The sequence below is a fragment of the Bordetella pertussis 18323 genome (assembly GCF_000306945.1).
Classification (GTDB): Bacteria; Pseudomonadota; Gammaproteobacteria; order Burkholderiales; family Burkholderiaceae_B; genus Bordetella; species Bordetella pertussis.
Genome location: NC_018518.1, coordinates 1,668,836 through 1,687,740 on the forward strand (window position 1 = coordinate 1,668,836; position 18,905 = coordinate 1,687,740).

General features: G+C 68.1%; 15 protein-coding genes and 1 pseudogene. 7 read left to right on the plus strand and 9 right to left on the minus strand.

Features of this window, described 5'->3' with window-relative positions; genetic code table 11:
* Positions 1 to 47: 47 nt before the first annotated feature.
* A complete protein-coding gene (locus tag BN118_RS07895; protein ID WP_010930957.1) occupies positions 48 to 2,798 on the minus strand; it encodes a M16 family metallopeptidase in 2,751 nt (916 codons plus the stop codon).
* Between the two features lie 332 nt (positions 2,799 to 3,130).
* Here BN118_RS07895 and BN118_RS07900 point away from each other — a divergent pair, with 332 nt between their 5' ends.
* Positions 3,131 to 3,505 carry a hypothetical protein gene (locus tag BN118_RS07900; protein WP_003814072.1) on the plus strand — a complete coding sequence of 125 codons (375 nt, stop codon included), beginning with the start codon at positions 3,131 to 3,133 and terminating at the stop codon, positions 3,503 to 3,505.
* Positions 3,506 to 3,542: 37 nt separating this feature from the next.
* A complete protein-coding gene (locus tag BN118_RS07905) occupies positions 3,543 to 4,085 on the plus strand; it encodes a GNAT family N-acetyltransferase (RefSeq protein WP_010930956.1) in 543 nt (180 codons plus the stop codon).
* A 3-nt stretch (positions 4,086 to 4,088) separates the two neighbouring features.
* Here the strand turns inward: BN118_RS07905 and BN118_RS07910 are convergent, their stop codons facing one another.
* Together BN118_RS07910 and BN118_RS07915 are read right to left on the minus strand one after the other, a co-directional pair.
* Positions 4,089 to 5,261, minus strand: a complete 1,173-nt coding sequence (locus tag BN118_RS07910) for a vWA domain-containing protein (protein WP_010930955.1) — start codon at positions 5,259 to 5,261, stop codon at positions 4,089 to 4,091.
* Positions 5,262 to 5,282: 21 nt separating this feature from the next.
* On the minus strand, positions 5,283 to 6,170 hold the full coding sequence (locus BN118_RS07915; RefSeq protein ID WP_014905701.1) for an AAA family ATPase: 888 nt from the start codon (positions 6,168 to 6,170) through the stop codon (positions 5,283 to 5,285).
* Between the two features lie 160 nt (positions 6,171 to 6,330).
* Between BN118_RS07915 and BN118_RS07920 the strand changes: the two genes are divergently transcribed.
* The gene (locus BN118_RS07920; protein WP_003814065.1) at positions 6,331 to 6,684 is read left to right on the plus strand and encodes a c-type cytochrome; all 354 of its coding nucleotides are present in this window, start codon (positions 6,331 to 6,333) and stop codon (positions 6,682 to 6,684) included.
* Between the two features lie 12 nt (positions 6,685 to 6,696).
* On the plus strand, positions 6,697 to 7,059 hold the full coding sequence (locus BN118_RS07925; RefSeq protein WP_003814063.1) for a c-type cytochrome: 363 nt from the start codon (positions 6,697 to 6,699) through the stop codon (positions 7,057 to 7,059).
* A gap of 41 nt (positions 7,060 to 7,100) precedes the next feature.
* On the opposite strand, the gene BN118_RS07930 is transcribed toward BN118_RS07925, so the two are convergent.
* On the minus strand, positions 7,101 to 7,526 hold the full coding sequence (locus BN118_RS07930) for a DUF1841 family protein (RefSeq protein ID WP_003814061.1): 426 nt from the start codon (positions 7,524 to 7,526) through the stop codon (positions 7,101 to 7,103).
* A gap of 202 nt (positions 7,527 to 7,728) precedes the next feature.
* Here BN118_RS07930 and icd point away from each other — a divergent pair, with 202 nt between their 5' ends.
* From icd to BN118_RS07945, 3 genes are all read left to right on the plus strand, one after another.
* Positions 7,729 to 8,985 (plus strand): NADP-dependent isocitrate dehydrogenase, encoded by a 1,257-nt coding sequence (icd, locus tag BN118_RS07935; protein ID WP_003814059.1) that lies wholly within the window; start codon positions 7,729 to 7,731, stop codon positions 8,983 to 8,985.
* Positions 8,986 to 9,183: 198 nt separating this feature from the next.
* Positions 9,184 to 10,164 carry a glycosyltransferase family 9 protein gene (locus BN118_RS07940; RefSeq protein WP_003814057.1) on the plus strand — a complete coding sequence of 327 codons (981 nt, stop codon included), beginning with the start codon at positions 9,184 to 9,186 and terminating at the stop codon, positions 10,162 to 10,164.
* A 149-nt stretch (positions 10,165 to 10,313) separates the two neighbouring features.
* Positions 10,314 to 11,555, plus strand: coding sequence for an O-antigen ligase family protein (locus tag BN118_RS07945; protein ID WP_005015028.1), 1,242 nt, complete (start codon positions 10,314 to 10,316; stop codon positions 11,553 to 11,555).
* Here the strand turns inward: BN118_RS07945 and BN118_RS07950 are convergent.
* The 5 genes and pseudogenes from BN118_RS07950 to kdpB form a co-directional block, all read right to left on the minus strand.
* Positions 11,552 to 12,502: an IS481-like element IS481 family transposase gene (locus tag BN118_RS07950; RefSeq protein ID WP_005012067.1), complete on the minus strand. Its 951-nt coding sequence runs from the start codon at positions 12,500 to 12,502 to the stop codon at positions 11,552 to 11,554. The genes BN118_RS07945 and BN118_RS07950 overlap by 4 nt on opposite strands.
* Positions 12,503 to 12,612: 110 nt before the next feature.
* Positions 12,613 to 13,308, minus strand: a complete 696-nt coding sequence (kdpE, locus tag BN118_RS07955) for a two-component system response regulator KdpE (protein ID WP_003814052.1) — start codon at positions 13,306 to 13,308, stop codon at positions 12,613 to 12,615.
* Positions 13,309 to 13,314: 6 nt separating this feature from the next.
* Positions 13,315 to 16,064, minus strand: a pseudogene (locus BN118_RS07960) (DUF4118 domain-containing protein).
* Positions 16,065 to 16,129: 65 nt separating this feature from the next.
* Positions 16,130 to 16,729 carry a potassium-transporting ATPase subunit KdpC gene (gene kdpC / locus BN118_RS07965; protein WP_003814050.1) on the minus strand — a complete coding sequence of 200 codons (600 nt, stop codon included), beginning with the start codon at positions 16,727 to 16,729 and terminating at the stop codon, positions 16,130 to 16,132.
* 10 nt (positions 16,730 to 16,739) lie between these two features.
* Positions 16,740 to 18,905: a potassium-transporting ATPase subunit KdpB gene (kdpB, locus tag BN118_RS07970; protein WP_010930950.1), complete on the minus strand. Its 2,166-nt coding sequence runs from the start codon at positions 18,903 to 18,905 to the stop codon at positions 16,740 to 16,742.

Consider the following 18,905-nt stretch of genomic DNA (forward strand, 5'->3'; position numbering starts at 1 on the left):
CGGGGGGCAGGCTGGAAGTCAGCCGGTGCCAGTCCCCATGCGGCCCCTCAAGGGGTGGATTTCTTGGTGAAATCCCCCGCCACGGCGGTGCTGAACGCCTCGGGCTTGAGATACTTGCGCAGCGCGGCGTTGACCTGGTCGGGCGTGAGCGCCTCGAGTTTGCGGTCCATGTCGGCCGACCACTGGAAGCTGCGGCCGGTCTGCATGTAGTTCACCCAGGTATCGGCCAGCACGTCATCCTGGGCGCGCGCCAGGTTGCGGTAGTTCAGCAGCGCCACGACGCCGTCGCGGACCTCCTGGTCCGTGAAGCCGTCCTTGAGGGCGCGGGCCAGCTCTTCCGAGATGGCCTTTTCCAGGCGTGCCCGGTTCTGCGGCGCGTAGATGGCGTAGATCGTCCAGTTCGCGGACGGCTCGTACGACGACACCGACAGGTTGCTGCGCACGTTGTACGACAGGCCTTCGGTTTCGCGCACGCGGTGCCACAGGCGCGAGGTTTCCGAGGTGCCGAGCAGGAAGTTGGCCAGGTACAGGGCGGGGTAGTCGGCGTTGGTGTCCTGCAGCTGCAGCGGCATGCGCGAGATGTAGAAGGCGTTGGCCTTGTCGGGCGTGGCGATGTCGAATTGCTGCGCGGGCACGGCGCGGTAGGGATCCGGCAGGCGGGTATAGGCGGGTGCGCTGCGCCAGCCGTCCAGGCCCTTGCGCAGCACGGCCTCGACCGCGGCGGGATCGAATTCGCCCACGGCCGAGAACTTGATCCGGCCGGCGCCGTACAGCTTGCCGCTGACCGCGGCCAGGTCGTCGCGCGACAGGCTGCGCAGCTGCTCCAGGGCTTCGTCGAAGGTGGGCACGTACCGCACGTCGTCGGCCGGCCACGGATTGTTGTGGCGTGCCAGGGCGCGCGAGGCCAGCGCGGTCGGGTCGGTCATCGCGTCCTGCACCATGGTGATGGCCTGGCGCTTGTATTCCTCGACCTGGTCCTGCGGGAAGCTGGCGTTGCGCACCACATCCAGCACCAGCGCCATCACGTCGGGCAGGTTCTTGCCGAGCGTGGAGATGTTGACCACCAGGTTGGTGCCGCTGCCATTGATGGTGGCTTCGGCCTGCAGCTGATCCAGGCGGTCCTGGATGGCCTGGCGCGACAGCTTGTCGGTGCCGCGGTCGAGCAGGGCGGCCGCGGCGGCCAGCGGCACGCGCTGGCCGCGCAGCGCTTCGGCGTCGCCGAACTGGATCAGCAGTTCGGCCTGCACGCGGTCGCCGCGCGTGGCCTTGGGCAGCAAGGCCAGTTCGACCTGGCCGTTGGGCAGGTCGAGCGTGCGCCGCAGGGTGCGCTTGTCGATATTGGCTGGCGACGGATCGAAGGCCTCGACGGCCTTGAAGTTCGGGTCGCCCTTGTAGTCCTTGAAGACGGCCGCCAGGTCGGCGCGCTGCGCCAGCGGCGCGCGCTGCGGCTTTTCGGTGGGAATGTAGCGGCCTTCGGTGCGATTGCTGCGCACCAGGTAGGCGACGGCGGCGCGCTGCACGTCGTCCAGCTTGGCCTCGCGCACGCGGTCGCGCTGCAGGAAGAACAGGCGCCAGTCGCCCGAGGCAATGGCTTCCGACAGGGCCACGCCGACCTTCTCCGGATCGGCATAGGTCTGCTGCCAGGCGGTCAGCCACTTGCTGCGGGCGCGCTCCAGTTCCTCCTGGCTGAACGGTTTGCTGGACAGGGATTCGAGCGTAGCGGTCAGGGTCTGCAGCGCCTTGTCCTGGTCCATGCCGGGTTGCAGCTGGGCGCCGAACATGGCCAGGCCGGGGTCGAGCTGGTCCATGGTGAAGCCGAATACGCCCGACGCCAGCTTGGTGGGGACCAGCGCGTGGTACAGGCGGCTCGACGGCGTGTCGGCCAGGATGGTGGCGGCCAGGTCCAGCCCGACGAAATCGGGGCTGCCGGCGGCGGGCAGGTGGTACATGGCGGCCACCAGCGGGGTGCCGCCGGCGCGGCGCAGCGTCACCGAGCGCTCGCCGTCCTGGACCGGCTCCACGGTGTATTCGGGCGGCAGGGTGCGCTTGGGCTTGGGCAGCTTGCCCAGCGAGGACTGGATATCGGCCAGGGCCGTCTGCGGATCGAACTTGCCCGCGACGATCAGCACGGCGTTGTCGGGCTGGTAATACTCGTGGTAGAAGGCGCGCAATTGCGCGATGTCCACGTTCTCGACGTCGCTGCGCGCGCCGATGGTGCTCTTGCCGTAGTTGTGCCACTGGTAGGCGGCGGCCTGCATCTTCTGCATGAGCACGCGGAACGGGTTGTTCTCGCCGCTTTCCATCTCGTTGCGGACCACGGTCATCTCGGAGTCGAGGTCTTCCTTGGCGATCAGCGAGTTGACCATGGCGTCGGCCTGCCAGCCCAGGTACCACTTGAGGGTTTCGGGATTGGCCGCGAAGCTGGCGAAGTAATTGGTGCGATCCGACGAGGTGGAGCCGTTGGCCTGCAGGCCACGGCGCGAGAACTCGCCCAGCGCGTTGCGGATGGCGGGCGTGCCCTTGAACAGCATGTGCTCGAGCAGGTGGGCCATGCCGGTCTGGCCGTAGTTCTCGTTGCGCGATCCCACCAGGTACGTCATGTTGACCGTGGTGGTGGGCTTGGACGCGTCGGGCGCCAGCAGCACGCGCAGGCCGTTGGCCAGGCGGTATTCGGTAATGCCCTCGATCGAGGACACTTCCGAGACGCCCGCGGGGAGCGACGCGGCGCCGGCCTGGAAAGCCAGGAACGACGACACTAACAATGCATTCAGGCGGCGCGACAGAAGCGGCAGGCGCATGGGGATGACCTCGAAACTAGCGGAATCCGTTGGAGTGTATACGTTTCGATTGGTTCACCCGGGCCGGGACGCGCGCGGAGCCGGCTGGCCGCGCCGCCATGCTGCGGCACGGCATGGATTATGGGGACGGGGGAGTGATTTGAAGACAGGGCTGGCACGGGTGTAAGCTAAATGTCCGATATGGTTTCCCCTAGTCTGACGGGATGCGCGACAGCCTTTCCTGGCTTCCCGTCCTTCGCCCCCACTCCGCCTTCCGTGCGCTGTGCCGGCGCTTGTTTGCTCGCGCCTTCGCAGCCGGCCCGACGCCGGCGCTCACTCCGGAGGATCGATTCATGCTGACCGATATCGTCACGCGCGCCCTGTCCCAGTTGCTTGGCAATTCCCTGTCGGGCGACGTCATCAAAGGGCGCTTTCGCTACGCTTATGCCAGCGATGACGGCCGTTTTGTGGCCATCCTGGGCCATGACCTGACTACTTATGTGGTGGATGTCGATGCACAGCGCTACTTCGCGGAGTGCGCTGGCGTGCCGTGCGGATTCGCCGGGCACGTGCTTGAGATGGAGGGCGCGCAGGAGCATGGCCACCCCTGGCCCGCCGTCAATGATCTGTTCGACCTGGACATGGACGGCGATGAAATCGCCTGGCGCCGCTGTCCGGGAGCCGTGGCCCTGGCGGCGACGCGGCAGGCGCAAAGCCGCGTGGCCTGAGCGGCGGGCGGGGCGCTCGGCTGGCTACAATGCCGGCATGAACGCCACGCCTTCCCCCGCCCCGCTGGTCGACTGCACGCATGACCGCCACGCGGCGGCCATCCTGGATATCTTCAACGACGCCATCCTGACGTCGACGGCGCTGTACGACTACCAGCCGCGCGCGCTGGCTTCGATGGAGGCCTGGTTCCAGGCCAAGCGCCAGGGCGGCTTCCCGGTAGTGGGCTTCGAGGACGCGGCGGGCGTGCTGATGGGGTTCGCCAGCTACGGCACGTTTCGCGCCTGGCCGGCGTACAAGTACTCGGTCGAGCACTCGGTGTACGTGGACCGCCGCTATCGCGGCCGCGGGCTGGGCGAAGCCTTGCTGCGGGCGCTGATCGAGCGGGCCCGCCTGCAGCAGGTCCACGTGCTGGTGGGCGGGATCGACGCCACCAACGCCGGCAGCGTCGCGCTGCACCGCAAGCTGGGGTTCGTGCACGCCGGCACGATCACGCAGGCCGGATTCAAGTTCGGGCGCTGGCTCGACCTGGCGTTCTATCAGCTGACGCTCGACACGTCCCTGCGGCCGGTCGACGGCTGAACGCTATTTGGACAGCTGGCGCATGGCCTGTTCCAGGCCCGCCACGGTGACCGGGTACATGCGGTCCTGCATGATGTCGCGCAGCAGGGCGATCGACTGCCTATAGCGCCAGGACGCGGTGGGCTCGGGGTTGAGCCAGGCGGCCTTGGGCCAGGCGTCGAGCAGCCGGCGCAGCCAGACCGCGCCGGCCTCCTTGTTGTAGTGCTCGACCGAGCCCCCGGGCTGCAGGATTTTGTACGGGCTCATGGTGGCGTCGCCGACGATGATCAGGCGCCAGTCGGCGTTGTACTTGCGCAGGACGTCCCAGGTTTCGAAGCGCTCGTTCTGGCGCCGGCGGTTGTTCTGCCAGAGGTTTTCGTACGGGCAGTTGTGGAAGTAATAGACGTCGAGGTGGCGGAACTCGCTGCGCGCGGCCGAAAACAGTTCCTCCACGCGCGCGATGTGGTCGTCCATGCTGCCGCCCACGTTCAGCAGCATCAGCACCTTGACGGTATTGCGGCGCTCGGGCACCAGCCGCAGGTCGAGGTGGCCGGCGTTGCGCGCCGTGCTGGCGATGGTGTCGTCCAGGTCCAGTTCCAGGTCGGCGCCCTGGCGCGCGAAACGGCGCAGGCGCCGCAGCGCGACCTTGAAGTTGCGCGTGCCCAGTTCGAGCTGGTCGTCGTAGTCGCGGAACTGGCGCATGTCCCACACCTTGACCGCGGTGCGGTTGCCGGCCGAATCGCCGCCGACGCGGATGCCTTCCGGGTGATAGCCGCCGTTGCCGAACGGCGAGGTGCCGCCGGTGCCGATCCACTTGCTGCCGCCCGCGTGCCTTTCCTGCTGTTCCTCGAGGCGTTGCTTGAACAGTTCCATCAGCTTGTCCCAGCCGTGCGCTTCGATGGCGGCCTTTTCTTCGGGCGTGAGGGTTTTCTCGAATTCCTTGATCAGCCAGTCCAGCGGGATGTCGCGGTCGGCGGGCAGGGCGGCGGCGATGCCGCGATAGTAGGCGCCGAATGCGGCGTCATAGCGGTCGTAGAGGCTTTCGTCCTTGACCAGCGCGGTGCGCGCCAGGAAGTAGAAATCGTCGAGCGTGGGCGCCATCAGGCGCTGGCGCAGCGCCTCGAGCAGGGTCAGGTACTCCTGCACCGACACCGGCAGCTTGTGGGCGCGCAGATGATAGAAGAAATCGATCAGCATGGGGCAGGGCCTGGCGTGGCGTCAGCGGCGCTGGGCGCCGCGCGCCATGGCGCCCAGGCGCTCCAGCAGATGCACGTCCTGCTCGTTCTTGAGCAGCGCCCCGGCCAGCACCGGCACGGCGGTGGCCGCGTGGGCGTCGATCTCGGCGGCCGGGATCGCCTCGGCCAGCAGCAGGCGCAGCCAGTCCAGCAGCTCGGAGGTCGACGGCTTTTTCTTCAGGCCCGGCGCTTCGCGCAGCGCGAAGAAGGTATCGAGCGCGGCGCGCAGCACGTCCTGGCGGATGTCGGGGTAGTGCACGCCGACGATATCGCGCATGGTGTCGCGGTCCGGAAAGCGGATGTAGTGGAAAAAGCAGCGCCGCAGAAAGGCGTCGGGCAGGTCTTTCTCGTTGTTGGAGGTGATGATGACCAGCGGGCGGTGCCGCGCTTGCACGGTCTGGCGCGTCTCGTAGACATGGAATTCCATGCGGTCGAGCTCGCGCAGCAGGTCATTGGGGAATTCGATGTCGGCCTTGTCGATCTCGTCGATCAGCAGGACGACCGGTTCGGGCGCCTCGAAGGCCTGCCACAGCGTGCCCTGCACGATGTAGTTGCGGATGTCGCGGACCTTCTCGTCGCCCAGCTGCGAATCGCGCAGGCACGAGACCGCGTCGTATTCGTACAGGCCCTGGTGCGCCTTGGTGGTGGACTTGATGTGCCATTGCAGCAGCGGGCGGTCCAGCGCGCGCGCCACTTCCTCGGCCAGCATCGTCTTGCCCGTGCCGGGCTCGCCCTTGATCAAGAGGGGGCGCTGCAGCGTCAGCGCGGCGTTGACGGCCAGCTTCAGGTCGTCGGTGGCGACGTAGCGGTCGGTACCTTCGAAACGGGCCGATTGGGCGGGGGCGGAAGAGGAGGACGCGGACGTGGGCATGGAGTGGCAGTCAATGAGGCGCGACAGCGCCGAGGCATGATAAGGAATGGTCTTGCGGCAATTATCGTACAATCGCAGGGTTTTGCGACCGGCTAGGGATTTTTACCCGGTGTCTTGAAGAAGAAGTTCTCCTTTCGTATTCAGCCATACAAGAGCCATTATGAAGTTGCGAATTTCGATGACGCGCACGGTTTCCGTGCTGGCAGTATTGGCGTCCTGTGCGATCGCCGGTCCGGCGGCCGCGGCCGACGCGGCGCCGGTCGGCAACGCGCAGAACGCCCGTGACAAGGTGTCGATGTGCATTGGCTGCCACGGCATCCCGGGCTACAAGGCCTCGTTCCCCGAGCTTTATCACGTTCCGATGATCGCTGGCCAGAATGCCAAGTACATCGAAGCGGCGCTCAATGAGTACAGGAAGGGCGCGCGCAGCCATCCGACGATGGACGCGGTGGCCGGCAGCCTGTCCGACCAGGACATCGCCGACCTGGCGGCCTACTACTCATCTCTCAAGTAATCGGGGCAGACCATGAAACGCTTTACGTTTGCCCTTGCGGGCATAGTTCTGGCGACCGCCGGCGTCTCGGCGCAGGCCCAGGATGTGGTGGCCGGCAAGGCCGTGTTCGACAAGTTCAATTGCGCGTCCTGCCACGGCGCCGATGCCAAGACCAGCGTCCAGCCGGAGTATCCGGTGCTGGCCGGCCAGCATGCCGATTACCTGGCGCATGCGCTCAAGGCCTACAAGCGTGGCGCCGCGGGCAGCGCGGCCACGGCCAACGTGCGCAAGAACCCGATCATGGGCGCGTTCGCGGCGCAGCTGTCGGACCAGGACATCCGCAACGTCGCGGCCTGGCTGGCGGCGCAGCCCAGCGACCTGGGCGTGCGCCAGTAAGCGGCGCCGGGCAAGCCCCCGATCCGGGGGCTTTTCCTTTTCTAGCGCTCGGCGCGCTGGCGGATCAGCTCGATGTAGGCGTCGCTGTCGAGCGGCGTACCCAGGCGTTGAGCCTCCCATACCACCTGGCCCAGGCATTCCATGATTTCATGGGCGGCCTGGTGCGCGTCGCCGCGGCCGACCAGGCGCTGGTACGCCGCGCGGATGCCGCGCGGATGGTCGATCGACAACTGCTCGGCGATCGCCAGGTGCATGGACAGGTGCAGGAATGGGTTGGTGCGGCCGTGCTCGACCGGGTACTCGGCGGTCATGGCCTCGGGGCTTTCGAGGTCGCCGTGGTACTCGGGATGTTCGAGGATCCAGTCCAGCGCCATGGATTCGAGCGGGGTCAGGACCTCGGTGGCGCGGTGCTTGCGCCAGGTTTCGATAAAGAATTCGCGAACCTGGTCGCGGGAAGGATTGAACATCGGCGCTTCAAAGACAGGCGGGAAGGATAGGCCATTTTACCGCCTGCCGGACCCCCTGCCGGGCGCGCCGGGCCAATGCGATATAGAATTGAAGGTTGTCCGCCATCCGGCCCGGGTTGCTTTGCGTGGTTACAAACGTGCATCTCCGGCAGAAACACGGTCAGGCGAGCGGTAAAAACCACCCGGAGCAACTGGAGCATTCATGTCCTATCAACATATCAAGGTTCCCACTGGGGGCCAAAAAATCACGGTCAACGCCGATTACTCGCTGAATGTGCCCGATCAGGTCATCATTCCGGTCATCGAGGGTGACGGTACGGGCGCCGACATCACGCCGGTGATGATCAAGGTCGTCGACGCGGCCGTGCAGAAGGCCTATGCGGGCAAGCGCAAGATCCACTGGATGGAAGTCTACGCCGGCGAGAAGGCCACCAAGGTCTACGGCCCGGACGTCTGGCTGCCCGAGGAAACCCTCGACGCCGTCAAGGACTACGTGGTGTCGATCAAGGGTCCGCTGACCACGCCGGTCGGCGGCGGCATCCGTTCGCTGAACGTGGCGCTGCGCCAGCAGCTGGACCTGTATGTCTGCCTGCGCCCGGTGCGCTACTTCAAGGGCGTGCCCTCGCCGGTGCGCGAGCCCGAGAAGACCGACATGGTCATCTTCCGCGAGAACTCGGAAGACATCTACGCGGGCATCGAGTACATGGCCGAGTCCGAGCAGGCCAAGGACCTGATCCAGTACCTGCAGACCAAGCTGGGCGTGACCAAGATCCGCTTCCCGAACACCTCGTCGATCGGCATCAAGCCGGTTTCGCGCGAAGGCACCGAGCGCCTGGTGCGCAAGGCGCTGCAGTACGCCATCGACAATGACCGCGCCTCGGTGACCCTGGTCCACAAGGGCAACATCATGAAGTTCACGGAAGGCGGCTTCCGCGACTGGGGCTACGCCCTGGCCCAGAACGAGTTCGGCGCGCAGCCGATCGACGGCGGCCCGTGGTGCAAGTTCAAGAATCCCAAGACGGGTCGCGAGATCATCGTCAAGGATTCGATCGCCGACGCCTTCCTGCAGCAGATCCTGCTGCGTCCGGCCGAATACGACGTGATCGCCACGCTGAACCTGAACGGCGACTACATCTCCGACGCGCTGGCCGCGCAAGTGGGCGGCATCGGCATTGCCCCGGGCGCCAACCTGTCGGATTCCGTGGCCATGTTCGAAGCCACCCACGGCACCGCGCCGAAGTACGCGGGCAAGGACTACGTGAACCCCGGTTCCGAAATCCTGTCGGCCGAAATGATGCTGCGCCACATGGGCTGGACCGAGGCCGCCGACCTGATCATCGCCAGCATGGAGAAATCCATCCTGTCCAAGAAGGTCACCTATGACTTCGCCCGTCTGCTCGAAGGCGCCACCCAGGTGTCGTGCTCGGGCTTCGGTCAGGTCATGATCGACAATATGTAATTGCTGTAAGGCTTCAACCGCATCAGCCGAGAAACCCGCGCCCCTATGGGGGTAGCGGGTTTTTTGCCGAATGGGCAACGGCCATCCGGGGCCGGCATGACCCTGCCAGGCCCATAGATATGTAACTTTTCGTTGTAAAATTTCCAGTTTTGCGTTTCAAATTTTATCCGGGGGACGTTGGCTCGGACGATAGAGAACATGGCTAAACCTGCTTCCGATATGCCCCCCTACGACAAGGCGGCCGCGCTGCGCGGCCTGGCCGGCGCACGCCGTGTGGCGCTGCTGATGGCGCCACGGCTGGGCGACACGCTGCTGATGATGAACATGGCCCGCAACCTGGCCGCGCACGGCCGCGAAGTCAGCATCTTCGGCGACTATATCCACGGCTTGCGCGACTGGTTCCCGGGCCTGGATATCCGCCCATCGCTGTCCGAGGAGCAGGCCGGCCAGGTGCTGCCCGGCTACGATTGCGCGGCCCAGATGCATGTGGGCTGGCCCTACGCGCTGCATGCGCACCAGCCGAACTATTTCTATTACGACGCGCATGTGGCGATTACCGGGCGCGGCTTCGTGAAGCTGTTCCAGATCCGCGATTTCTGTCGCGAGCAACTGGGGCTGGCGCAGGCCGGCGCCGATAACGGCTTGCGGCCGCCGCCGCAGGTGCAGCCGCACCGCAGCCATCCGCGCCGGGTGGCGCTGCATCCCACGTCGACGGGGGCCCAGCGGTGCTGGGCGCCGCGCCATTTCAAGGAGCTGGGGCTGCGCCTGCTGCACGAGGGCTACGAGCCGAACTACATCGTCGCGCCGCACGAGCGGGCCGAGTGGAGCTGGGTGCTGGACCATGGCCTGCATCTGCCCCAGTTTCCCTCCCTGTCCGAGGTGGCGGGCTTCATCCATGCCTCGGGCTGGTTCATCGGCAACGAGTCCGGCATCGGCCACCTGGCTTCCAACGTGGGCGTGCCCACCCTGTCGCTGACCGGCAGGCCCACCCGCACGCGCGCCTGGCGGCCGGCCTGGTCGACCTCGCGCATCGTCTACCCGGCTCTGATTCCCGGAGGCCGCTGGCGCGATCGCCTGTGGCGCGAGTGGCTCTCGCCGCGCCGCGTCATGTCGGCATTCCACAAGCTGCAGGCGGACGACCGGCGGCAGCCCGTGGGGGTGCCTTGGGGAAAAATCTGAGGCGATGGTGCACTGGCGCCGCGCTCAACGGTCCTAGGTGGATGTGGGATTCCGTTTCGGGTTGAGGCCGGTCCGGTATTTGCTTCTACACTGCTGCGGCGCTCAGTGCCCGATATGAAAGCGTCCCCTGTTTTTCTGCTCTTGATGCCATGCCTGTTGTCCAATTGAAAATCTTCGCCGTTCTTGCCCTGTTGATACCTGCGCTGGCGCTGGTCAGCAAAGGCGGGGGCGTCGCCGTGTTCTACACGCTAGCCGTACTGACGTCGCTCGCAATCATGGTCTACGCCGGCCGTGGTCGCGCACAGCCGTCCTGGCGCGACCTGGCCTGGCCCGGCGCGGTGCTGGCGGTGCCCTTGCTGTCGATGCTGGTCACCAACGCCTACCTCGGTATCTGGAGCGGTTCCGAGTTCGAGAAACTGCTGCGGTTCGCGCTGGCGCTTCCCCTGTTCTGGGTACTGCTGTGCGTGCCGCGCCCATGGCTGCAACAGATCCAGTGGAGCCTGCTGTTCAGCGCCTATGCCGGCGCGATCATGCTTTATGTCATCGTCGGCTGGTACGGCGGGCGCATGCAGGTCAGCTTCTACGGCGCCGAGTACAACGCCGTGGCCTTCGCCAATCTGACGCTGTTCTTCGGTTTCGCCTCGCTGTTGACGCTGGGCTGGCGGCTGACGCCCTGGCCCGGCCTGGAAGCGCTGTTGAAGGTGGGGGCGGCATGCGCCGCGGTGTATGCGGCCCATGTATCGGAGACGCGCAGCAGCTGGATGCTGCTGCCGGTTTTCGGGCTGGTGTTCCTCATGTCCCGCCGTGTCTGGAGCCTGCGCAGGAAACTGGCCGTGGGCCTGGTGCTGGTCGCGGCGCTGGCGGTGCTGGCGGGGGTGATGCTGTCCTCGCAGGGAAACCGGATGCACAAGATCCTGACGGATCTACAGCGCTATACCGTGCAGAACGATCGCAATACGTCCGTGGGCATACGCCTGCAGCTGTGGCATGCCTCGTGGATGATCTTCCAGGAGGCGCCGGTGCTGGGGGTGGGGCCGCGCAATTTCCGTGCCGAGCTGGCCAAGCTGCGCGACCAGGGCGTGGTCACGCCGGAGGTCGCCAGCGGGTACGGCGAACCCCACAATGATTTCATGGCGGCCATGGCCGGCTACGGCCTGCTCGGCCTGCTGAGCATCCTGTTGCTGTATCTCGCGCCGGCCTGGGTGTTCCTGCGCCGCATGGCCAGCGACGACCGCGTCATACGGACGGGCGCGCAGATCGGCCTGTTGTTCTGCCTCGGTTATTGCGCTTTCAGCCTGACCGAGATGATGTTCCGCAACATGCGCAGCGTGCCCATCTACAGTGCCACGCTGGTGCTGCTGCTGGCGCTGACCGCGCCGCGCGCAGCCTAGCTGTGAACTGTCAATAGGTTGTATTCGTCCAGGTTGAGTCTGGAGATGGGTACAGCGCGCCCGATGCCTTGGTGGGGTCGATGCCAGTTGTAGTGGTGTAGCCAGGATTTCATGGCATCGGCTCGGTGTTGGGAGTTCTGGTAGGTGTGAGCGTAAGCCCACTCACGCAAGGCCGACTGGATGAAGCGTTCGGCCTTGCCATTGGTCTGTGGGCGGTAAGGTCGGGTAAAGCGGTGCTTGATGCCCAGCTCATGGCACAGCGCGGCGAAGGCGCGGCTGCGAAAGGCCGAGCCATTGTCGGTGAGCAAGCGCTGGATGGTCACGCCCAGGCGCTGGTAGTAGGCCACTGCGTCCTTGAGGAACTGGACGGCGCTGGGGAAGCGCTCGTCGGGGTGGATGTCGGTGAAGGCCACGCGGGCGTGGTCATCGATGGCCACGAAGACGAAGTCCCAGCCGGCCCCCTCAACGGTATCGCGTCGGTTGCCCGTGACCCGGTGGCCAGGGCGCTGGATACGTCCCAGCTTCTTGATGTCGATGTGCAGCAGATCGCCGGGGGCCTGATGCTCGTAGCGCACCACCGGCTCGGCCGGCTCCAGGTCGGCCAGGTGCGACAGACCGGCGCGGGCCAGGACGCGGCTGACGGTGCTGGCTGACACGCCCAGCGCCTGGGCGATGCGCGCTTGGGTCAGCCGCTTGCGGCGCAGCTCCACGATAGCCAGCGCCTTGGCCGGCGCAATCGCTCGGGGCGAGACCGTCGGGCGCGAGGACGCATCGGCCAAGCCCGCCTGGCCCTGAGCCAGGAAGCGGCCCAGCCATTTGCGCACAGTCGGCGCGGTGACCCCATAGGCGCGGGCCGCTTCAGGCACACAAACTTGATGGGCGATCAATTGCTGGACCATTTCGAGTCGACGTAGGAAGGTCAATCGGGCATGCTTATGGGTGTTCATCCGGCCGGGCTCCTTGAGTGAACTGGGGGGGTGGCGATTTCCAGTTTCTCAAATCCGGTTCGGATGAACCATGCATACAACCTATTGAATCTTCACACCTAGCTGGGCGGCTATTCGCCCGCGTAGCGGTAGCCCACGCCGATTTCCGTCAGCAGGTAGCGCGGCCGGGCCGGATCGGCTTCCAGCTTCTGCCGCAGGTGGCCCATGTAGATGCGCAGGTAATGGTGGCTTTCCACATGGGACGGCCCCCATACCTCGCGCAGCAGTTCGCGGTGCGTCATGACCTTGCCGCGCGATGCCACCAGCGCGGCCAGCAGCCGGTATTCGATCTGGGTGAGGTGTACGTGCTCGCCCGCGCGGGTGACGACGCGTCGGGCCAGGTCGATCTGCACGTCGCCGAAACCGGCCTGCGCGGCATTGCCGGCGCCGCCGCGGGCGTGCCGGCGCAACAGCACGCGCAGGCGCGCCAGCAGTTCGCCGACGCCGAACGGCTTGGTCAGGTAGTCGTCGGCGCCGGCATCCAGGGCAGCGATCTTGTCGCCTTCGCTGCTGCGCGCCGACAACACCAGCACCGGCAGTTCGGTCCAGCCGCGCAGTTCGCGCAACAGCGCCATGCCATCCTCGTCGGGCAGGCCCAGGTCCAGCACCACGGCATCGGGCTGGCGCGTGCCGGCCTCGATCAGCCCCCGTCTCACGGTGTCGGTCTCGTGGACCTCGCAGCCTTCGGCTTCGAGCGCGCTGCGCACGAAGCGGCGGATATGGGCATCGTCTTCGACGATCAGTACGGTGGGGCGGTAATCGGGCATGGCGGGTCAGGCGGGTTCGGGGGGCACGGCCGGCGGCGGGGTCAGCGGCAGCGCGAAGACGAAGCAGGCGCCGCGCAGGCGCCGGGCTGGCTCGACCCAGATGCGGCCCTGGTGGGCGTCCAGGATGGCGCGGCATACCGCCAGCCCGAGGCCTGCGCCGGGGGGGGGGCCGACTCGCGCTGGCCGCGCGCGAATTTCTCGAAGATCCGCTGGCGGTCGGCCTGCGCGACGCCCGCCCCGTCATCGGCCACCCGTACCTGCAGGGTATGGGCGTCGGCCAGGGCGTCGATGTGGATGGCACTGCCGGGCGGCGTGTATTTGGCGGCATTTTCCAGCAGGTTGCACAGCACCCGTTCGATCAGGATGCCATCGCATTTCACCAGCGGCAGGGCAGAAAGCGGCGCGACCGTGACGGGGCGATCCTGCAGCGCGGCGTTCATGGCCGCCAGGGCCGAGCCCACCAGTTCCTCGACCGATTGCCATTGGCGCCGCAGCGGCGCATCGTGGCTTTGCAGCCGCGCCATGTCCAGCAGGTTGACGACCAGCGCGTGCATGCGCCGCGCCTGGTCCTGCATGGCGGCCACGGTTTCGAGCGCGGCCGGCGTCATGGCGGCGGGCGAGCGCTGCAGGGTCTCGGCCATGCCGAGCAAGCTGGTCAGCGGCGTGCGCAGATCGTGCGAGACCGCCGCCAGCAGGGCGTTGCGCAGGCGTTCGGATTCGATACTGAGCAGCGCCTGCTGGGCGACTTCCACATAGTGCAGCCGTTCGATGGCGATGGCGATCAGGGTGGCGTAGGCGTCGAGCTGGCGGCGCGCCGGCGCCGCGCTGTAGAGCGGCGGGCCGGCGTGGTGCAGGGCCAGCACGCCGCGCACCCGCATGGGCGCGCGCAGGGGCAGGTACAGCACGGGGCTGTTCGACAGGGTGTCGGTGCCGGCGCCGCAGGCCTGGCCGTGGTCGAAGGCCCATTGCGCCAGCGTGGGTTCGAGTGCCGCGTCGCCAGCGCCGGGCGCCAGCCGCAGCCGGTCGTCCAGGCCCAGTATGTAGAGGGCGCCGCGGGCGCCGAACGCGGCGTTCAGGAATGCCGAGGCCGCGCCGGCGATTTGCTCCGGCTGCAGGGCCGCGGACAGCTCCCGCGCGAATTCGTAAAGGCCGCGCGCATCGGCCTCGCGCCTGGCGGCGGCCCGGGCCTGCTGGCGCAAGCCGGCGGTCAGCTGGCCGATCAGCAGCCCGACCGTCAGCAGGACGGCGAACGTCAGCAGGTACTGCACGTCCGAGACGGCGAACGAGGCCAATGGCTGCACGAAGAAGAAATCGAACAGCGCGACGCTGACCACCGAGGCCAGCGCCGCCGGCCCGCGTCCGTGGCGCAGGGCCGCCGCCACGACCGCCAGCAGGAAGATCATGACGATATTGGTCTGGTGCAGAACCGGAAAGGCCAGGCGCGAGGCCAGGGTGGCCGCCGCGCAATAGGCCAGGGCCCACAGATAGGCGCCGGCGGCGGCGTGGCCGGCGGGCGCGGAAGCGTTGCGCCACGAACGCGGGTCGCGCCGTGGCGCGGCCGTGGCCGCCGACGGCGCGCCGACCCTCACGATGTCCGCTTCCGGGCAGGCCGACGCCAGGGCATCGGCGAAGCTGCGCCGGCGCAGCAGCCGGCCCGGCGTCAGGGCGGCATCCAGCAGGCCCGACAGGCCGCGGCGGCGCCACGCGTCGCGCCCGACCACGGCCTTGGTGATGTTGTGGCGGCGCATGTAGCGGGTCGCGGCGTCGACCATGTCGGTGCCGGCCACGGTCTCGACATGCGCGCCCAGCGTCTCGGCCAGCGCCAGCGCCTGGTCCAGCCGCGCCCGGCCGGCGCGCGGCAGGGGCGCGACCCGCGGCGCCTCGATGGTGATGGCATGCCACTCGCAGTCCAGTTGCTGGGCCAGCCGGTGCGCGCTGCGCAGCACATGCTCGGCATGCGGGTCGGCGTCGATACAGGCGACCACGGCCTCGCGCGTGCGCCAGACCGGCTCGATCGCGCGTTCGTGGCGGTACGCGCGCACATCGTCGTCGACGTGTTCGGCGGTGCGGCGCAGCGCCAGTTCGCGCAGGGCGATCAGATTGCCCTTGCGGAAGAAGTGCCGGCTGGCGTGGCGGGCCTGTTCCGGCACATAGACCCGGCCCTCGCGCAGGCGGCGCAGCAATTCGTCGGCCGACAGGTCCACCAGGATGATCTCGTCGGCGGCATCGAATACCGAGTCTGGCACGGTTTCGCGCACGCGCACTCCGGTGATGCCGCCGACCGCCTCGTTCAGGCTTTCCAGGTGCTGGACGTTGAGGGTGGTCCAGACGTCGATGCCGGCCGCCAGCAGTTCCTCGACGTCCTGCCAGCGCTTGGCGTGGCGCGCCCCGGGCGCGTTGGTGTGCGCCAGTTCGTCGAGCAGCAGCAGGCGGGGCCGGCGCGCCACGGTGGCCTGCAGGTCGAATTCGCGCAGGCGGCGTCCCTGGAAGTCGAGCGTCTGCAGGGGCAGGGCCGGCAGCGTATCGAGCAGCGCGGCGGTGTCGGCGCGGCCGTGGGTTTCGACCAGCCCCGCCACGACATCCACGCCCTGCGCGGCCTGGGCGCGCGCCGCGGCCAGCATGGCATAGGTCTTGCCTACGCCGGCGCAGGCGCCGAAGTAGATGCGCAGCCGCCCGCGCCGGGCGTCGGACTGCGCCTGCTCCAGGGTCTGGAGCAGGCGGTCGGGGTCGAGGCGGTCGTTGCCGGGGTCGGCCATGGGGTGGGTGTGTCGCGTCGGGAAGGGTCGCGCGCAGGCGGCACGCATACTATACGCGCGCCGCTTCAGCGCAGGCGGTCCAGCGCCAGGTTGAGGGCAAGCACATTGACGACCGGTTCGCCCAGGATGTCCGGCACCGGGCGTTCCGTGTGCCGGGCGATGAGCTGCTCCACCGTGGCGGTGGGCAGGCCGCGGGCGCGCGCCACGCGGGCGGCCTGGTAGCCGGCCGCCGCCGGGCTGATGTGCGGATCCAGGCCGCTGCCCGAAGCGGTGGCGAGATCCACCGGAATCGGCGCCGGATTGCCGGGATCGGCCGCCCGCAAGGCGGCGATGCGCGCCCGGACGGCCTGCGCCAGCGCCGGGTTGGCGGGGCCCAGGTTCGATCCGCCCGAGGCGGCGGCGTTGTAGGGCATGGGCGCGGTGGCCGATGGCCGGCCCCAGAAATAGCGCGGATCGGTGAACGACTGGCCGATCAGCGCCGAGCCGACCACGCGGCCGTCCTGCTCGAGCAGCGAGCCGCCGGCCTGGAAGGGCCACAGCAGGCGGGCCACGCCGGTGGTGGCCAGCGGATAAAGCAGTCCGACCAGCACGGACAGCGCCAGGAAGATCACCAGGGCGGCGCGCAGGGGGCGCCCGGCGGGGGGAAGCGGAGGGTGCATGGTCATGCTCCTTTTGTCAGGTCCAGCCCAGGGCGGCCAGCGCCATGTCGATCAGTTTGATGCCGGCAAAGGGCGCCAGCAGCCCGCCCAGTCCATAGACCAGCAGGTTGCGGCGCAGCAGCACCGCCGCGCCGAGCGGGCGGTAGCGCACGCCCTTGAGCGCCAGCGGAATCAGGGCCACGATGATCAGGGCGTTGAAAATGACGGCCGAAAGAATGGCCGAGGCGGGGGTGGCCAGGCCCATCACATTGAGTTGCGCCAGCTGCGGGTACACCGCCATGAATGCCGCGGGAATAATGGCGAAGTACTTGGCGACGTCGTTGGCGACGCTGAAGGTGGTGAGCGCGCCGCGCGTCATCAGCATCTGCTTGCCGATTTCGACGATTTCGATCAGCTTGGTGGGGTTGGAGTCCAGGTCCACCATGTTGCCGGCCTCCTTGGCGGCCTGCGTGCCGGAGTTCATGGCGACCGCCACGTCGGCCTGGGCCAGCGCCGGCGCATCGTTGGTGCCGTCGCCCGTCATGGCCACCAGATGGCCGTCGGCCTGGCAGGCGCGGATCAGTTCCAGCTTGGCTTGCGGGGTGGCTTCGGCCAGGAAGTCGTCCACGCCGGCCTCGGCGGCGATGGCGGCCGCGGTCAGGGCGTTGTCGCCGGTGATCATGACCGTCTTGATGCCCATGCGGCGCAACGCGGCAAAGCGCGGCTGGATCCCGGGCTTGACGATGTCCTTGAGCTCGATCACGCCCAGCGCCTGCCCGCCTTCGGCGACCACCAGGGGCGTGCTGCCGCGGCGCGCCACGTCGTCCACGTCGCGCGCCACGGCGGCGGGCAGGCCGCCCTGTCCTTCGCCCAGCCAGCGTGCCAGGGCGTCGGCCGCTCCCTTGCGGATAAGGCGGCCGTCGAGGTCCACGCCGCTCATGCGCGACTGGGCGGAGAACGGCACGAAGCGCGCGCCGGCGGGCGCCTCGCTGCGGGTGTCCAGGATGCGCTCGGCCAGGGCGACGATGCTGCGGCCCTCGGGCGTTTCGTCGGCCAGCGACGCCAGCCGCGCGGCCTCGGCCAGCACCGCCGGGGATACGCCCGGCGCGGGGACGAAGGCCGCGGCCTGGCGATTACCAAACGTGATCGTGCCGGTCTTGTCCAGCAGCAGGACGCTGACATCGCCGGCCGCCTCGATCGCGCGCCCCGAGGTGGCGATGACGTTGGCCCGCATCATGCGGCTCATGCCCGCCACGCCGATGGCCGACAGCAGGCCGCCGATGGTGGTGGGGATCAGGCAGACCAGCAGGGCCACCAGCACGGTGATCGACACAGCCTGCCCCGCGCCCGAGGCGGACACCGCGTACATCGAGAACGGCAGCAGACTGGCCACGACCAGCAGGAACACCAGCGTCAGGCCCACCAGCAGGATGGTCAGCGCCAGCTCATTGGGGGTTTTCTGGCGGCGGGCGCTTTCCACCATGGCGATCATGCGGTCGAGGAAGCTGTCGCCAGGGTCGGCCGCGATGCGCACGAAGATCCAGTCGGACAGGACGCGCGTGCCGCCGGTGACCGAGCAGAAATCGCTGCCGGCCGCGCGGATCACCGGCGCCGATTCGCCGGTGATGGCGCTTTTGTCGACCGAGGCGATGCCGGCGATCACCTGCCCGTCGCCCGGCACGGTTTCGCCCGCTTCGATCAGGACCACGTCGTCCCTGCGCAGCGCGCCCGAGGGGCGCGAGGTGGCGCGCGAGCGCCAGTACGGCGGCAGTGCTGCGGCGGCGTCGCTATCGCGAAAGCCTGTCAGCACCCGCGCCTCGATGGTGGTGCGCAAGCCGCGCAGGGCGGCGGCCTGCTGCCTGCCGCGCCCCTCGGCCAATGCCTCGGCGAAGTTGGCGAACAGCACGGTGAACCAGAGGCCGGCCGCGACGGCGAGGATGAAGCCCGCGGGGGCCTCGGCCAGGCCGGCCAGGGCCAGCAGCCACAACAGGGTGGTCAGGATGCTGCCGGCGTAGACGACGAACATGACGGGGTTGCGCAACTGGGCGGCCGGCGACAGTTTGCGCAGGGTGTCGCGCAGGGCGGGGCCGGCCAGCGCGCGCGACCACAGGCCGAACGCGCGATGCGGCGTGGCCGCCGGCAGGGAGGGGCTTGCAGCCGGCAGGCCGGCCTGGGCGGACAGGGGGGTAGGGGAGTTGGCCAT

Coding starts and splice junctions, on each gene's coding strand:
- BN118_RS07905 (WP_010930956.1), top strand. CDS start 3,543: ATGAACGCCACGCCTTCCCCCGCCCCGCTGGTCGACTGCACGCATGAC.
- BN118_RS07920 (WP_003814065.1), top strand. CDS start 6,331: ATGAAGTTGCGAATTTCGATGACGCGCACGGTTTCCGTGCTGGCAGTA.
- BN118_RS07940 (WP_003814057.1), top strand. CDS start 9,184: ATGGCTAAACCTGCTTCCGATATGCCCCCCTACGACAAGGCGGCCGCG.
- BN118_RS07910 (WP_010930955.1), bottom strand. CDS start 5,261: ATGCTGATCGATTTCTTCTATCATCTGCGCGCCCACAAGCTGCCGGTG.
- kdpC (WP_003814050.1), bottom strand. CDS start 16,729: ATGACCATGCACCCTCCGCTTCCCCCCGCCGGGCGCCCCCTGCGCGCC.
- BN118_RS07950 (WP_005012067.1), bottom strand. CDS start 12,502: ATGAACACCCATAAGCATGCCCGATTGACCTTCCTACGTCGACTCGAA.
- BN118_RS07945 (WP_005015028.1), top strand. CDS start 10,314: ATGCCTGTTGTCCAATTGAAAATCTTCGCCGTTCTTGCCCTGTTGATA.
- BN118_RS07925 (WP_003814063.1), top strand. CDS start 6,697: ATGAAACGCTTTACGTTTGCCCTTGCGGGCATAGTTCTGGCGACCGCC.
- BN118_RS07915 (WP_014905701.1), bottom strand. CDS start 6,170: ATGCCCACGTCCGCGTCCTCCTCTTCCGCCCCCGCCCAATCGGCCCGT.
- icd (WP_003814059.1), top strand. CDS start 7,729: ATGTCCTATCAACATATCAAGGTTCCCACTGGGGGCCAAAAAATCACG.
- kdpB (WP_010930950.1), bottom strand. CDS start 18,905: ATGGCCAACTCCCCTACCCCCCTGTCCGCCCAGGCCGGCCTGCCGGCT.
- BN118_RS07930 (WP_003814061.1), bottom strand. CDS start 7,526: ATGTTCAATCCTTCCCGCGACCAGGTTCGCGAATTCTTTATCGAAACC.
- BN118_RS07900 (WP_003814072.1), top strand. CDS start 3,131: ATGCTGACCGATATCGTCACGCGCGCCCTGTCCCAGTTGCTTGGCAAT.
- kdpE (WP_003814052.1), bottom strand. CDS start 13,308: ATGCCCGATTACCGCCCCACCGTACTGATCGTCGAAGACGATGCCCAT.
- BN118_RS07895 (WP_010930957.1), bottom strand. CDS start 2,798: ATGCGCCTGCCGCTTCTGTCGCGCCGCCTGAATGCATTGTTAGTGTCG.